The organism is Methylobacterium sp. GC_Met_2, assembly GCF_026540795.1.
Classification (GTDB): domain Bacteria; phylum Pseudomonadota; class Alphaproteobacteria; order Rhizobiales; family Beijerinckiaceae; genus Methylobacterium.
Window position 1 is genome coordinate 1 of sequence record NZ_JALNUM010000132.1, and the last position, 15,847, is coordinate 15,847.

The window sequence follows — 15,847 nt, forward strand, 5'->3', positions numbered from 1 at the left end:
CGCCTACCCATCGCCTTTGGCCCTGTGCACACTGTCAACGCTTACCACTATCGACGATGATACAACGAGGGCGAACGCAGACAACCGAGATTCGATTCAAACGATAGTCAGAAATCGTGAGGGTGTGTAACAGCACCGATTTCAGGCTGCCGGTCGACCAACATACCTCCCAAGCATTTCAGGGAGACCGGTATGTTTAATCGCTTTATCCTCTTACTCGAATATTTGCTATGCGAATGGAGGTCGACGAGAGAGTTAAGTCGCTTCGACTGCAAGTGTCTTGAAGACGTCAATCTTACGCCTAAAGACATTATGCAATGCCACGCGTCTAAGTTTCGCCCATTTAATCATCACCCATCCTGGGATGAATACGACAGACAGGCAGATGCAAAATTTCACTTGAACTGAGCCTTCGCTCTTGGACGCTGGTTCCGGCCGCAGGGCCGATGCGTCCGAGGCTTACCGCGCAGTGACGGCGGAGCGAATGATCTCATAATCCGATTTTTTGAGAACGCGTCGTGTGACCAGGTCCTCAGGCGTCGCGTAGGGGCGAAACTCGACGATCCGCTTGCCGATCATGCCGGCACCAAGCGCGTTCAGCTGATCCAGGGAGGCCGAGTTCAGGTCGAGGCTGCCGCTTGTCGCTGAAGGCTCACCGGCACTGTTCCCCGTAGTGACTGCTCTCAAACCTGAGACAGGTGCGACATCAGGCAGCCTGGTTGGTGGTCTCGTGTCCGTCGAGGAATCGGCGGCAACGCTACTGGGAGGGCCAGCGGGCGAGAAACCGGCCGAAGGGGTCGGGGCTACCACCATTCCAGTGTGGGCAGGACGGGCGTCGCTGACGGCTGGGCCAGCCGATAGTCCTGTTGTGATGGTCCGAATGGGCTGTCCCGTCGGGTCCAGACGCTGAGGCTGTTGGGAGATCGGCACGAAGGCCGCGGCCTTCTTGGGCTGGTCCCCTTGAGGGCGAGGGCCATGGGAAACCCAGAGCGGAGTAAGCGCGACCGAGACTACCGCCAGCCCGGCACTGATGGACAAGACGGACCGCACCGCTACCCCCTAATGTTGGCAAAGCGGCCATGTGCCGCCCACCCATGGCGTCTTCGAGGCGGTCCACCGGAACGGGATCGTCGAGCTAACATCGTTGAGACCCGTCGGCGCCAAGGAAGGGCCTTGGCCGTCGAGCAGTCCCATCACAGCTAACGCCGTCAGGTCGGCTAGGAAGCCGACAAGGAGAACGCCTTGCCGCTCGTTCCCTGCACCATCAGAGTGCTAGCGATAAGCGCGACACACGGTAGAAGCGTGTCGCTAATTATTAATCAGCAAAATGAAAGCTAACTAAGCTAAGCTGACGGCTCAGCCACAATCAGGGAATAAATCTTTTCGCCTTGCTAGCCGTAACGTATTTCCTAAACCCCTTTGCCTCTCTTACGTATTTCAGCGTTTCGTTCCGTAACGCTCGGTCCTTTGGGGCCGTGTCGGGAAAGGCAACGAATAAATCGGCATAACGGGTGCAAATCGTCCCACCATATCCAACTGCTTGTTTTGCCTGCTGACCGCAACCGGTGCAGAGGAACGTAGGAGTTGGAGCGTTGCCCGAAATTTCAAAGCAACTTGCTCGATTGCCGCAATGGCAATTGACCATAAAGGTTCGATTATCGAACCTGTTTTCCAGGGACTTACAGAGGGCAACCATTCTCAAGTTTGTCGAATTAACGCAGTTATCGAGATGAAAGTCAGTATCTTTAAGAATAAGCTGACGTGCCGTCTTGCCTGGCTGGACTGCATTTGTCCATTTGCCATTTGATTTGGCCCATCGAGGAAGTCGGTTGAGAGCACGGGGCGCTGTAAATTGTCGGGAATTCATCTGAATTTCTAAAAATAATGGGAAACAACCATCCTTGCCGGCGCTGTCTGCGAGACAGCGGGTTCCAAGCAATTGGTCAAAATAGGAAGGCTTATCGGCGCCATAGTCGCCGGAACTAAACTCTAATCAAGGACTAATAAAATCTATAAACACTAACGGATATGCCATTTCTATCAATCCTATTTGTTTTCTTAAGAACCTCCAACTTCACCATTTTACAATAAACGCAACATCACCAAATAACAATACAATCAATGAATGATGCCGAGAGATTAGTATATATCGTGGTGAGGGAGGGGTGATAACAAAGACCGTTGGGACGGCTTTGCAGTCCTCTCCCTCACCTCCATCTGTGGAACCTTTTTCAGAGCTAATAGAAAACTGAATTTAGTAGGGGCTATGGTCTACGGCCCATTTCAAAGCCCGTCCCATATGCTCCCTGGTCAAGCTCTCTGCGCGTTCCGGCACGATAAACGAGTCGTGCACCGGCAATACGGGTATCCCGTCATTCAGGCATGCCCGAATCACCTTGATTGCGATGTCACTATCTATTTTCTGCAGCTCAATACCTTTGTCTTTCGACAGAAAACCGTTTATCTGCCAGTTGTGAGTAATGACCTGCTGATACAAGCTTGCGGCACGAGCATGAGAAAGTGAAAGTTTCTGGGCAATCGAACAGATCGCACTTCTTTCATTGCGCGCGTTGAAACTTATCAGCAGCGCATACTTACCTTCTTGTCTGCTGAAACCGCCGCCCACATCGTATGGGTCGTCATTGATTCGAAGCGGGCTTCCCGTCAAGGCGTAAGCTAACCGTGCGTGAAGAGATGGATAGTCTGGTTCCACCGTCGGCTCACCGTTGATGGTCACCAGAGGTCGGTGCTTCTTAGGTATGTTTTGCCATGCGCCGTATAGGCGCCCCCCGCAATCGAATGACCCTCGACAGAAAACCCGTCGGACGCTTGGTTCAAGGTGCGGAACATATAGCTGTATCTGCTCACCTGTCTTTGGTGCTTTGTGTGGAATGCAAAGATGGCGTTCGGTTCGCCAGATGCCGGGCAACATGATATCGAATTCCACATTGCGCAAATGCCGATTGATTTCTTCTACCTCTCGACGCATATCGAAAGTTTCGTTGGTTTCAATGTAGTCGAGTTTTTTCCTATCGAGACCATTCAGGCACAGGCATTCACGCTGAGATACTTTTAAAGGCAAGCCTCTACAGACCTCCCGTAGTTTTGTTGTCGCTCTCATTGTCGATTGCGTCCCTCGCTCGCCTTCTCGCGGCGGGCGGGGTGGGGCAATCCAATTGCTGATGTATCCAGCGTCTTCAAGCCACGAAACCCACTTGAGGATTCGCGCGTAGGTGTAGCTTCGACCACAGTAACGCTTCAGACCGCAGTAGAAAGCCTTCCTACGCGAGTAGGAGACCGCCTTTCCTTGTTCGTCAGCGATGAGCAACTCGGCTATGATGGATAGTAAGGCGCCATGTTTGTCTTCAGGTAGCCCAAGTCGCTCTATAAATCTTTCGTCAACGGCGTAGTTGAATCCTAAAATGCAATCTCGCTGCGCTTCGATAAGATGGTCTTCAAAATCGTTTAGTGTTATAGCTTGTTCTTCCAACTCTCTGTTCCATATAATATGGCTCGTCGAATATTACATTTATTATGCATCAAGACGGCTTTGTGAGAAATTTTGGATACATCAATGCTATTGCTTCTCGCCATCTATTAAATTAAAATTTCATTTTAAAATAATAAATTATAAAACAGTTGAACAAGCAGCATAAACACCGATTCAGGTGACCTGTAATCAGCCGTGAATTGAGCTAAGTTATGAAGATGTTGCCCGAAATCGCCGCACTAAACATCTTGACCGTCTTTTTTTTAAGACTTACCTTTGCTTTATATCCATAACCTTTGATTTTACCGTTTTACGGTGCTTTCCTCTGATGCTATGAGATTACAAATTTCGTTTGGTCCGACGGTCGGACGCGCGCTAACCGGCAGCGTCGGTTGCCTAAAGCAGCCCATTTTGTATCCGTAAAAGGAAGGCTTTCCGAATCGATTTCGCTCAAAACGACCATTATTCTAAACTTAGGGTTTTATTAGATTGGTTTTGATAGCCTAAGATGCGTTGGCAGCGTCCTTGACGCCCCAGGACCGTCACCGGCTCAGTTCTTCTCCGAGTTCAGATCTGATGCTCGGTATAGTCTCCGTGCAAACTCGATTAGGAGAGAACGCTGGTTATTGGGCTTGGAGGAGTGCCTGCGTTGGCGGCGTAGGACGCCTAGCGGGGGAATTGTCTATTCGAGACGCCGTCCCTCCCCCCGAACTCCTTAGTTACGGCAGCCCGACTTTATCTGCGGCAAACACCTTTCGGGCCGCCAAGGGTTTCGAACTGCCGACCGTGCCGTCCGTCGCCGTTTGCCGTTCCATCTCGATGTTAGTTCAGCACCAAGTGGGACGATCACTATCAACAGGGCTTCGCCAACCGCGGCCACCACCCATTGCCAAATGGTAACGAATGGTTAAGCTCCTACGTAGTTCGACTGCGGGGCCACTATGATTCGGATATTGCCGACACACGACGGCACTTGGACCGTCTACCGAGGCACTCACGCGTTAGCTACTGGCCTGACTCGGCTACAAGCTGAGCGTTACGAATCCGCTATCGCCCGAATAAAATTGGCCTAACCTGTAGTTAGTTTCATCATCTAGTTTGATGCGAACGTTGTCAGACTTTGAGCGTTTATGTGCCGACCTTGGAGGGCTGGCTCATAAAATTCTTTGCGCACGACCAGATTTCAATCTCGCGGCATAGGGCTGAAACACACGCTGTTCTCGCTATTGACGCTGTAGCGATTGCGTTCGACGTTCGAGCTTGTAGGTCGGCGACATCGGGCGGAGGCGGCCCTCATCCGACCAACGGCTCGCAATCACCGGATCCGACAGCTCGAAATGCTAGCGAAGATCGGCGCTCTTGAAGGCGCAACCGGGCATTATCAGACCAGCCGGTCTTAGGCGTCTTCTTGTCGGCTCAGTCCTCACAAGCCTCCAAGAGGACCTAAACCTTGGAGGAAGGTTCAAAGCACCGTTTAGCCCCGAGCCTACTGAGACCCCAAAACTCGCAACGCAAAGAGCCACCGGCTAGACGTGACCCGAAGGGCTGGACGTCGTCACGACGCCCAGGCCGGTGCTGAGAACCACATCGCCGAGTGCATACCGGTCGGAATATTCAACGGTCGAGCAATCCGCGTCGATGCTGCGGTGCCTATGGTGGACCGACCGTGTCCGCTGCAAACGCTTTTCGGGAACCCAACGGTCTGGGTTGACCGACCGTGCTGTCTTTGGCTGTCTGCCGTTCCATCTCGGAGTTTAGCTCAGCCCCGAGAAGCACGATGACGATGGACAGCCATATCCATGTCATGAACCCGATACCCGCACCCAGACTCCCATAGATTCGATTGTAGGAGTCGAAAGTCGCCACGTAGAGCGAGAACACCGTCGAAGTGCCAACCCATCCCAAGGCTGCGAGAGTGCTCCCATAGCTAACCCATCGCCACTTGGCGATCCGACGACTTGGGCCATAGCGGTATACCAGCGACAAGCCCAGGCTCACGACGACGAGCAAGGCGGGCCAACGCAGAACCCGCAACAGGGTGTCAGTTCCTGTCCCGAAGCCAAGCTGGTTTAGGAGATACGGCAGGCCAACGACCGTGGCGATGGCCGCAACCATCACCATCGCTCCGCCCAACGTGAAGAGAAAAGTCGTCAGGTAGACCCGCACAAGGTCTCGCTTCTCTCGTTCCCTGTAGATCACGTTGAGGGCATCGAAGAGCGCAGCCACACCCGAGTTCGCACTCCAGAAAGCGATCAATAAGCTGAGCAGTGACGCCGTGCTGAGCGTCCCTGCGCCCTGCTGGGCAACGTGTTGAAGCTGAGCCGAAATCAGGTCGAGAACGCCGTCGGGCAGGACACCCTTGAGCACACTCAGGTGCTGACCAATGACCGCCGGATCAGCAAACAAGCTGTAGAGCGATACGATCGTCGCGATCCCCGGGAATGTCGACAGCAGGGCAAAGAAGGCAACGCCACCGGCAGTCGAGAGAACACGATCGCGAGGGACCGCCCAGAACACCCGCGTGAGAATGTCTCGCCATCCAGGGGCAGGTATCTGCGCGGGGTCGTCCGCCGAGCGTCCACGACCAGGCTTTTCCGCTCGTTCTTCAGCCGCCTTGACCGTTGCCACATCGGGAGCACGCGTGCTCACCGAACGCCAATCCTGGCCCTCAGCCTCTTCGTGGGTCATGAGGCTGCTCATATAGAGAACGCGGGCGGTCAGGCCGAGCCTAGCGCCATTGGGTTCAATGAACCAGCGAACTCGTCACGCCGAGTTTGCTTAGGACCGGCATACAGGTGGCGTAACTCACTCGCGAGAACCGCAGACGCCGGTGTGGGGGACGATGGACCTCCTTGTAGAATGACGCAGCGACGACATCGCTGCGGCTGATAAGCCACAGAACGGTATACCGTTAAGTGACGGACCGCTGTTACTCCGGTTGCTTGTATCAAAAGGATTGACTACGGACTTTTGATACGCCATCGAACCAAGGTCTAGATTCTTTTGTGACAGGTTCGGTCGCGATGGCGCTGTATGGCTACGCTCGGGTTTCAGGGACCGAGCAAGACCTCGGCATCCAGTTAGAGGCTCTGAAGGCTGCAGGCTGTGACATCGTCCGATCCGAGAAACGATCGGGGACCACCGTCCACGGGCGCCCTGAGCTTAAGAACCTTCTCGAGTTCGTCCGCGAGGGCGACACCGTTGTGGTGACCCGCATTGATCGGCTGGCTCGGTCCGTAGGGGATCTCCAGGACATCGTCCGGGACCTCAAGGGGAAAGGGGCGTTCCTTAAAGCCACAGAACAGCCGATCGACACAGGGACGGCCGCCGGTAAGGCGTTTCTCTCCATGCTGGGGGTATTCGCAGAATTTGAGACGAACCTTCGCCGTGAGCGGCAGCTTGAGGGTATCGCAAAAGCCAAGGCGGCAGGCGTCTACGCTGGAAAGGGTCGCCCGGTCTCCGTTCCTGCTGAGAAGATTATGAATCTGAAGGCACAGGGTCTTGGTCCCTCAGCGATCGCGAAGGCGCTGGGAGTCAGCCGGATGAGCATTCATCGTGTTCTCAAGTCCAAAGCCCAAGTTGGCGCTTCAGATAACGCTGAGAAAGCCGAGCAGGGATACGGTGGTTAGGCTCTCCGCGCCTTGCTAAGGAATAGAGGACTTAGAAAAATATTTTCAAAGAGGTTACTAAACTACATAAGGCATCCCGTATCTTGCAAAACAATACCACAGCAACAAGAACCGCCAACGCCGCAATTTGGTTGATAGCCGGACGTCTTGCCACCCGGCTCGTTGACTTAGCAACTTTTGTCATCCTCGCGCGCGTTTTGGGTCCGGCTGAATTCGGTGTGGTGGCGCTAGCCATGATACCAATATTTATTGTTGAAATGGTGACAGATTTACCGATATCAAATAGCCTTATTCGAACTAAAGCGTTCGAGAGAGACGCACTTGATACAGCTTTCACGTTGAGCCTCATCAGAGGCGTGGGGATTGCTGTCTTGCTTCTTTTGACCGCTAAGCCGTTCGCACAATTTAGCGATGATTTACGCGTTGCCCCGCTTGTTGCAGTGTTAGGTGTCGGCTCTATTTTGCGTTGCCTAAGCAGCCCCGCAGCAATAAAATTCGTTCGCGAACTCGATTTTCGGCGCGAAATCGCAATGGATTTGCTTGGCAAATTAGCAAGTTTTGGCAGTTCGGTAACTTTTGCTGTGACTACACAAAGTTACTGGGCGATTGCAGTGGGAACTTTGACAGGTCCTATCGTAACCACCACGCTCTCTTACTATATCGCCCGGTATCGTCCACGCCTAAGTTTAAGACAATGGTCAGTATTTTCTAATTTGGCGGGTTGGCATAGCTTGGGTCAGCTTGTTGGCGCCATATCATGGCAGGTCGACCGGATTATCCTCAGTCGCTATATTTCTATCGCTGATTTTGGCCGCTACTCCGTCGCAGAAAATCTTGCTAGTATGATATATAGTATTGTGGCAATCCCTCTAGCGCGCGCTTGGTTGCCAAGTTTTTCGTCTGTCCAACACGATACTGTCCGTCTGAGCCAAGCTTACAGCAAGGCATCTTCTGCATCCGCTACAATCGTCGTGCCGGCGTATATCGGCCTGTCCATAATGGCAGATCCCGCTATCAGAATAATCTTGGGAAATAAATGGGCGGAAGCTGCGCCCATTCTCGCTGGAATCGCGGCTGGCGCGATTTTCAGTGTTTTGTCCGGTCCGGTTTCGTCATTGGCTCTGACGCTAAACAGAGCGCGTTTTGCTACTCTACTGGTGGCTGCAGATCTAGTAATTAAACTCCCAGCACTTTTTTTTGCGGCACTATGGTTTGGGGTAACAGGAGTTCTAGTTGCTCGCGCCGGCGCAGGATTGATATCTTTAGTGACCGGCATGATAATCATTCACTCACTGACGCGTCTAGAATTTCAAAAGCAACTTGCATCAATTATTCGTCCGTATCTTGCGGGCGCGGTGATGTATATCTCTCTATTGTCAATGAGTCGCTGGCTGAGTGAAATACCTGTCGGATTCAACTTGATTGCGGCATTAAGTCTCACAATATTAATTGGCATTGCGATTTATACAATTGCGCTCTTAGTCCTATGGTTCGCAATGGGGCGGCCGGACGGTCCTGAATTGATGTTGATTGGACGCATACGTCGAGCGACCAATAGCAAAGGGCTAATTGGAGCAGCCGAGGCTGACGACCAAGCAGAGCCAATGGATAAAATCATTCAGCTTATGACAGCTTTATCGAAAGAGATTCTTCAATCAGACATCACAAAGGATGAGCTTTTCTCCGACCGACGCAACGTTCTCCTAAGCGCAGCCCAATTGCTTCATGACCACAATGTGCCTTGGCCACCTGTTGTGTGCGAAGCCGTCATTAAGGCGGCAGAACGCGTGAGCGCATTTAGCGATCTAGAGCTTAGGTCCCCGCTCCACCGCCACGCGTTACTGTCTCTTGAGAATCAATCGAATGGATGAACGCGCTCGCTGCGCCGAGCACGGGGGCAAACGCTGGAGGGAGGAACTCACCATCAGAAAGGTGTCTGTTCCCCGGCTACTGAAAGGTGCAAGTCGATAGCATTGGGCTGAAACGCTCTTGTCTGTGGAGCACGCAACTGCCAAATCCATCGGTTTGACCGATCAGTCACTCCTAATTACTTCTGCTCGCCAGGTTGGCTTAGTTATTAATATCTCAAATTTATTATAGGCACTTCGGTCGGCCGTAATTGTGTTGATTGAGCGCCAAACGACGAAGCCATCATTGGCATCCGAATGGTGGCTAATTTCCTCGACATCGCAAGGAACCTGCTCAGCATACCAGCGCCCGAACTGTGTCGATTGTTCTAACAGATCTCCGTTGACAGGATTTTCAAATATTACGAAAATATCCCGTCCGACTTTAACTAATTTTTCTAACTTATTTATAATAGACGTTAGCGTCGCTCGACCGAACGAATGATACATAAATATTACTAGTTTGTCGCCATGAAGCTCGACCGCAATCGCGTCACCTTGTTTGACGCTGATGTGGGCTCTTTCAGGGAAGGAATCCGCGATGCTCCGAGCATTCTCGACCGCAATGGCGCAAAGTTCTTTAGATAGCTCCACACCAATAAGCGCACGAAAAGCGAATTCTGATGCGGTCGCTAACGCGCGACCCATACCGCAGCCGTAGTCATAAAAGACGAATTCACTTGTATCGGGGAGCGATTGAAGTGCCTTTCTTAGACAACTCGGTTGACAACCAGCATAATGATTGTTTTCCCGAGATGCTATTTTGGCTATATTAGCTCCCGAGTCATTAAGAAAATTTGGGATAAACCCACTAGTTCGAATGTTGTAATAAACATCAATTGGATGGGCGTGAAGTTGACTTAATTCAAGGACACGCCGCAGCATATATCGACGCCCATATGTATTCCGAGTAAGCAGTATTGTTGCAGTCTTTTGGGCAAGCTTTATAAGACGCACGAGCATACCCTAGCTCCCACAACAATGTTTATGCCACATAGGACCACAAAAACAGATAAGTATTTGCTTTTTAAAAGCACCCTGTGCTTTCGAGTCAACTGAGACACTTTGCCGTTTGGGTGCAGAAATCCATAAATACCCCGAACTACACTTCCCATAAAGCCGTCGGGCGTTGCGAGGTATTCACTACACAATTGCGGCTCACAAACTCTACTCCAAATAGGCGTAGTGCCAGCCAAAAAAATCACTTCTTCCATTCCGTTTGCGATTTCATGTTCCAGAAAAAAATGTCGCATCGCCATGGAAATCGAAGCGTTATTCCCATCCTCGTGATTAAGTTGCCATTCGACAACACATGTCTTGCGTTGCCTCCAGCCTGAAAGGTAGCTCACCCAATCGCCGCTTTTGTCGATCAGTCCCATTGAAAATGAACCCGGCTGATCCGCAATCGCCCTCTGTCTTTGTAAGGCTGATTTGAGTTTGACAGATCGGACTGACACCCCCTGCAGCTGCTCTACAGCGGAAATAGCTTGTGTCGAACTGAGAGAAGGATGAAACACGCATCCAATGTCAATTTCAGCGCGCTTTTTGTAGTATCGGAAATTTTTTCTCATTTTCTGACTAAAGCGAGAAAGCAGTCCATCCATTCCTCCCGTCAAAGGAAGGCGGCTTCTCGTTTCGTGAAATTGCCAGTTTCTGGAAAAGCTGGTGCGAACACCTTCGTCCAGTGACACAGGACGTTCATTATCTTGCAACATGGAGGTCACAATGACTGTATGTGCAAATTTACTTTTGATAAGAGCTTCTGTTCCATATTCGATAATTGTCGAGTAAGCGCCCGTTTTGCCGACAACGCCACCTCGACCGCAGAGATACCCTGCTCTGAAAGTTCCTATCGGCACACTGCCGAATTTGGTGCCGTGAAGAAGAAGTGCTCCAAAAGGATTCCGATCTCGATGCAGCAAGACCACTACAGGAAGGGTGTTCCATCGGTCTGACAGTGATAAAAACCAATTCATTGACGTAATCATATCGCCATCTTGATCGCAAGATTGCGGTATTCCGTCGATCAAGCTCGCAATAGAACCAATTGCCGTCTTACCGAAGAAAATGGTGATTTGGAAATGGCCGCAAATAACTGTTGAAATCATTGAGCGAGCCTCTTGGACACCCGCACGTCCGAGGGTCCCCGCACACGTGAATAGGCAATAGCATAGCTCGCCCGTATCGATATTAACAGTGGTTGGAAGCGGGGGCTTACCTGCGCTTATTACGCAGAGTTCGATGGCAATTGCCTGATGGGTTTGGCCTTAATTAGCTTAATGAGCGGGATAGCTTTCTTTAGCCAGCAAGGGACTTCTTGTCTCAGTTCCTGCTGAGAAAGTAATGAACCTCAAGGCGCAGGGTCTTAATTTCTTAGCTATTGCTAAGACACTGGGGACCAGCTGGATAGGCGTCTATCGCGCTCTCAAGTCTTAGAATGCCCTCTAAGGGAGCTTCATGACCACAGATCCGGGCTTTAGGTGGGTGTATCGCATGAGCATGCGTGTGTCCCGGTGACCGCTGATGAGTGCGACTTCCGGGATGCTTAGACCCGTCTCAAAAAATCGGGCAACTGCCTCATGCCGTAGGTCGTGGTAGCGAAAGTTCGATAGGTCCACACGTCCCATGATGCGCCTCCAGGCCATCTTCACGGCATCTTTCTTCGTGGGAAATACGAATCCATTGCCTGTCGGGTCTTGGGGTCTCCTAGCCACCAAGATGCTCAAAGCCCTGGACGTGAGCGGAATCGTCCTAGCGTGACCGTTCTTGGCCTCCGGAATGAGCAGCGTGCGCTTTGCCTCATCGAGGTCACGCCACCTTACTTTTAGAACCTCGCTGCGCCTCATGGCCGTCTCTAGGCCAAACTCCACCATATCAAGGACATTGGGGGTTCCTCGATCGCGCGCAGGTGGCTCTAAGCTTTTCCCGTTCGCCACGCTCCAAGCGCCGAGACCGGGCGTTGAAGACCTTCTTGGTGACCAGCGCGATGGGTTATCAGCGATCGGGTAGCCCCAGGTATGGCAGGCGACCTCAAGGGCATGCCGATAAAAGGCGAGCCGCCGTCACACACTGCCAGGCTTGATCACCCTCAGGCGCGTGTCTCGTTGGCCACCTAGGCAACCGTCAGGGCGCTGATGCCTGTGATTGACGGTAAGTGTCTGAGGCGCGCCCGAATCACCATTTTTTCCCCAGAGTGCCGCGCTAGGTTGCGAACCCCTCTTCGCGTAGCGGGCAGCCGGTCGACAACGAATATGTCACCAATTGCTGCGGGTCCTGCTTCCTATTTGCTTCCTATCCCGGACGTCCGGAAAAAATCTCGGAACAGAAAAAGGGGCTAGCCGGCGGCTAACCCCTTTCAACTACCAACGTAAATTCGATGGTACCACCGCCCCGGCTCGAACGGGGGACCCCCAGATCCACAATCTGGTGCTCTAACCAACTGAGCTACGGCGGCACTGGCGGGGGGTGTATCGTGGGCCGCGGCAGTTTTCAAGCGAGGCACGCGGCCTTTGCAGGATCGACACGGACGCGGCCGGCCGCATCGGGATCCGGACGCCCGCGCCTGGGCCGAACCGGCGTCCACTTCCGCACCGGGCGCGCTATAGTGAACCCATCGGGTCGAACCCGCGGTGCGGCGGCCGGGGCGGATCGGGGTGAGCGGACGAACCGTGAGCGCGCGACAGCCAGCGGCAGCCAAGGATGGAATCACGGGCGGCGACCGCAGCGCGGCCGATCGGCCGATCGATGCACCGGCCCGGAAAGCGGCCGGAACGCGCGGGCGCGCCCGGCGCCGCTGGACCGGAGCCGGGATCGTCCAGGCGCCGGGGCAGCTGCGCAGCCTCGTCCGCCGCAGCGAGGGCGGCCTCGTTGCGCTCGCGACCCTGGTGGGCTGCGTCGCCGGGGTCGCGGTCTCCGCCATGAACTGGGCGACGCAGAGCCTGCGCGAGCTGCTGTTCCTCCTGCCGACAGGGATGCGGCTCAGCGCGGCCGATGCCGTGTCGCCGGTGCTCCTGCTCGTCGGGCCGTGTCTCGGCGGCGCGCTGCTCGGGCTGGTGATCGTCGCGGCGGGCTACATCCGCGGCCCGCGCAAGCGCCCCGCCATCGACCCGATCGAGGCCAACGCCCTGCATGGCGGGCGGATGTCGCTCCGCGACAGCCTCTATCTCGCCCTCCAGAACGTCGTCTCGAACGGGAGCGGCGCCTCGGTCGGGCTGGAGGCCGGCTACACGCAGCTCGCCTCCGGCCTCGCCTCACGGCTCGGCATCGCCTTCGAGGTCCGCCGGAGCGACCTGCGGACCCTGGTCGGCTGCGGCGCCGCCGGGGCGATCGCGGCCGGATTCGGCGCGCCGCTCGCCGGCGCCTTCTACGCCTTCGAGCTGATCATCGGCACCTATTCCATCGCCACGCTGACGCCCGTGGTGGTGGCGGCGCTCTGCGGCAACCTGATCGCGCAGCAACTGATCGCGACGCAGCCGCTGGTCGATTTCGGCGACGTGCAGGCGATCACCACCTCGCACGTCACCAGCATGGAGATCCTGCCGAGCCTCGCCCTGGGGCTGGTCTGCGCGGGCCTCGGCATCCTGATCATGCGCGGGGTCACCCTGGTGGAGCGGCTGGTCCAGGCCTCGGGGGTCCCGCGGGTGGCCGCCCCGGCCCTCGGCGGCCTGTGCGTCGGGGCGCTGGCCCTCGTGGCGACGCCGCAGGTGCTCTCGGGCGGCCACGGCGCCCTGCACATGCATTTCGCCGCCGAGAGCCAGGGGCACGGGATCGCGGCGCTGGCCTTGCTGTTCGCCGCCAAGGCGATGGCCTCGGCGATCTCGATCGGTTCCGGCTTCCGGGGCGGCCTGTTCTTCGCCTCGCTGTTCCTGGGCGCCATCGCGGGCAAGCTGTTCGCCGCCGGGGCGCCGCTGCTGGTGCCGGCGCTGGCGGGCTTCGGCCTCACGCCGCTCGCCTATGCGGTGATCGGCATGAGCGCGCTGGCCGTGGCGGTGATCGGCGGGCCGCTGACCATGACGTTCCTGACGCTGGAGATCACCGGCAGCCTGCCGATCACCGGGCTGGTGCTCGCCGCGGTGATCGCGTCCTCGCTCACCGTGCGCAAGACCTTCGGCTACTCCTTCGCGACCTGGCGCTTCCACCTGCGCGGCGAGAGCATCCGCAGCCCGCACGATATCGGCTGGATCCGCTCGCTCACCGTGGGCCGGCTGATGCGCCGGGACACGCGCGTCGTGGCGGCCGATACGCCGCTGGCCACCTTCCTGCGCGCCCACCCCCTCGGCTCGCCCTCCCGGGTGATCGCGGTGGACGGGCAGGGGCGCTATGCCGGGATCGTGAACGTCCCCGAGGCGCACGCCGCCGCGCGGGATGCCGCCGCCGCGGCGCAGCCCGTGCTGGCCGACCTGCTGCTGCACGCGGACGCTTTCCTCACGCCGGGCCTGAACGCCAAGGACGCCGCCGCCGCCTTCGACCGCACCGAGAGCGAAGCGCTGGCGGTGGTCGACGGGCCCGAGACCCGCAAGGTCCTGGGCCTGCTCACCGAGAGCCACACGCTGAAGCGCTACAGCGAGGAACTCGACCGTCAGCGCCGGGCCATGGCGGGGGAAATCGACTGATTGTCAGGTCCGGGTGTTGACCCGATACCGGCGCGGACCAATCACCTGACGCCGACGACCCGGGCCCCGCGAGGGCCCGCTCTCCCAGAACGCGTGGAGGATTCATGTCCGGTCCAGAGACCCGCCCGCAGCGCCGCTACCGCATCGCGGTGATCCCCGGCGACGGCATCGGCAAGGAGGTGGTGCCGGAGGGCGTGCGCGTGCTGGAGCGGGCGGCGAAGCGCCACGGCTTCTCGCTCCAGCTCGACTGGTTCGATTTCGCCAGCTGCGACTACTACGAGCAGCACGGCCGGATGATGCCGGAGGACTGGAAGGCGCAGATCGAGACCCACGACGCGATCTATTTCGGCGCCGTCGGCATGCCCGAGCGGGTGCCCGACCATATCTCGCTCTGGGGCTCGCTGATCCTGTTCCGGCGGGAATTCGACCAGTACGCCAACCTGCGCCCGGTGCGGCTGATGCCGGGGGTGAAGTGTCCGCTGGCCGACCGCAAGCCCGGCGACATCGACTTCTGGGTGGTCCGGGAGAACACCGAGGGCGAGTACTCGAACGCGGGCGGCCGGATGTTCGCGGGCACCGACCGGGAATTCGCCCTGCAGGAGACGATCATGACCCGCCACGGGACCGACCGGATCCTGAAATTCGCCTTCGAGCTCGCCCAGAAGCGCCCGAAGAAGCACCTGACCTCGGCCACGAAGTCGAACGGCATCTCGATCACCATGCCGTACTGGGACGAGCGGGTGAAGGCGGTGGCCGAATCCTATCCGGACGTGCGGTGGGACCAGTACCACATCGACATCCTGACCGCGCATTTCGTCCTGAACCCGGACCGGTTCGACGTGGTGGTGGCCTCCAACCTGTTCGGCGACATCCTGTCGGATCTGGGCCCGGCCTGCACGGGCACGATCGGCATCGCGCCGTCGGGCAACATCAACCCCGAGCGGGTGCATCCGTCGGTGTTCGAGCCGGTCCACGGCTCGGCGCCCGACATCGCCGGCCAGGGGATCGCCAACCCGATCGGCCAGATCTGGTCCGGGGCGATGATGCTGGAGCATCTCGGCGAGCACGAAGCCGCCGCCGAGATCGTCGGCGGGATCGAGCGGGTGCTGTCCGAGCGGACCCTGCGCACCCGCGACCTCGGCGGGAATGCCGACACGCAGGCGTGCGGCAAGGCGGTCGAGCAGGCGCTGGGGTAGGGGGGCCGGGTCG

Annotated in this window: 8 protein-coding genes and 1 tRNA gene; 4 read left to right on the forward strand and 5 right to left on the reverse strand. The window is 56.3% G+C overall.

The features are described 5' to 3' along the window. Positions 1-2,254 precede the first annotated feature (2,254 nt). Positions 2,255-3,490 (reverse strand): hypothetical protein, encoded by a 1,236-nt coding sequence (locus OXS49_RS28680; RefSeq protein WP_267428080.1) that lies wholly within the window; start codon positions 3,488-3,490, stop codon positions 2,255-2,257. Between the two features lie 1,650 nt (positions 3,491-5,140). Continuing rightward, complete coding sequence (locus OXS49_RS28685) at positions 5,141-6,178, reverse strand: YihY/virulence factor BrkB family protein (RefSeq protein ID WP_267428082.1); 1,038 nt, start codon at positions 6,176-6,178, stop codon at positions 5,141-5,143. 335 nt (positions 6,179-6,513) lie between these two features. Between OXS49_RS28685 and OXS49_RS28690 the strand changes: the two genes are divergently transcribed. Together OXS49_RS28690 and OXS49_RS28695 are read left to right on the forward strand one after the other, a co-directional pair. Then, positions 6,514-7,119 carry a recombinase family protein gene (locus tag OXS49_RS28690; RefSeq protein WP_267428084.1) on the forward strand — a complete coding sequence of 202 codons (606 nt, stop codon included), beginning with the start codon at positions 6,514-6,516 and terminating at the stop codon, positions 7,117-7,119. Positions 7,120-7,202: 83 nt separating this feature from the next. Further along, on the forward strand, positions 7,203-8,990 hold the full coding sequence (locus OXS49_RS28695; protein ID WP_267428086.1) for a lipopolysaccharide biosynthesis protein: 1,788 nt from the start codon (positions 7,203-7,205) through the stop codon (positions 8,988-8,990). A 162-nt stretch (positions 8,991-9,152) separates the two neighbouring features. Here the strand turns inward: OXS49_RS28695 and OXS49_RS28700 are convergent, their stop codons facing one another. From OXS49_RS28700 to OXS49_RS28710, 3 genes are all read right to left on the reverse strand, one after another. Then, a complete protein-coding gene (locus OXS49_RS28700; RefSeq protein ID WP_267428088.1) occupies positions 9,153-9,989 on the reverse strand; it encodes a class I SAM-dependent methyltransferase in 837 nt (278 codons plus the stop codon). Further along, entirely contained in the window at positions 9,971-11,134 is a 1,164-nt protein-coding gene (locus OXS49_RS28705; RefSeq protein ID WP_267428089.1) for a hypothetical protein, read from the reverse strand. The genes OXS49_RS28700 and OXS49_RS28705 overlap by 19 nt, the downstream gene beginning before the upstream one ends. Before the next feature lie 1,269 nt (positions 11,135-12,403). Continuing rightward, positions 12,404-12,480, reverse strand: a tRNA-His gene (locus OXS49_RS28710). A 214-nt stretch (positions 12,481-12,694) separates the two neighbouring features. Here OXS49_RS28710 and OXS49_RS28715 point away from each other — a divergent pair. Together OXS49_RS28715 and OXS49_RS28720 are read left to right on the forward strand one after the other, a co-directional pair. Then, positions 12,695-14,638 (forward strand): chloride channel protein, encoded by a 1,944-nt coding sequence (locus OXS49_RS28715; RefSeq protein ID WP_267428090.1) that lies wholly within the window; start codon positions 12,695-12,697, stop codon positions 14,636-14,638. A 104-nt stretch (positions 14,639-14,742) separates the two neighbouring features. After that, positions 14,743-15,834, forward strand: a complete 1,092-nt coding sequence (locus OXS49_RS28720; RefSeq protein WP_244001859.1) for a tartrate dehydrogenase — start codon at positions 14,743-14,745, stop codon at positions 15,832-15,834. The last annotated feature ends 13 nt before the right edge of the window (positions 15,835-15,847 follow it).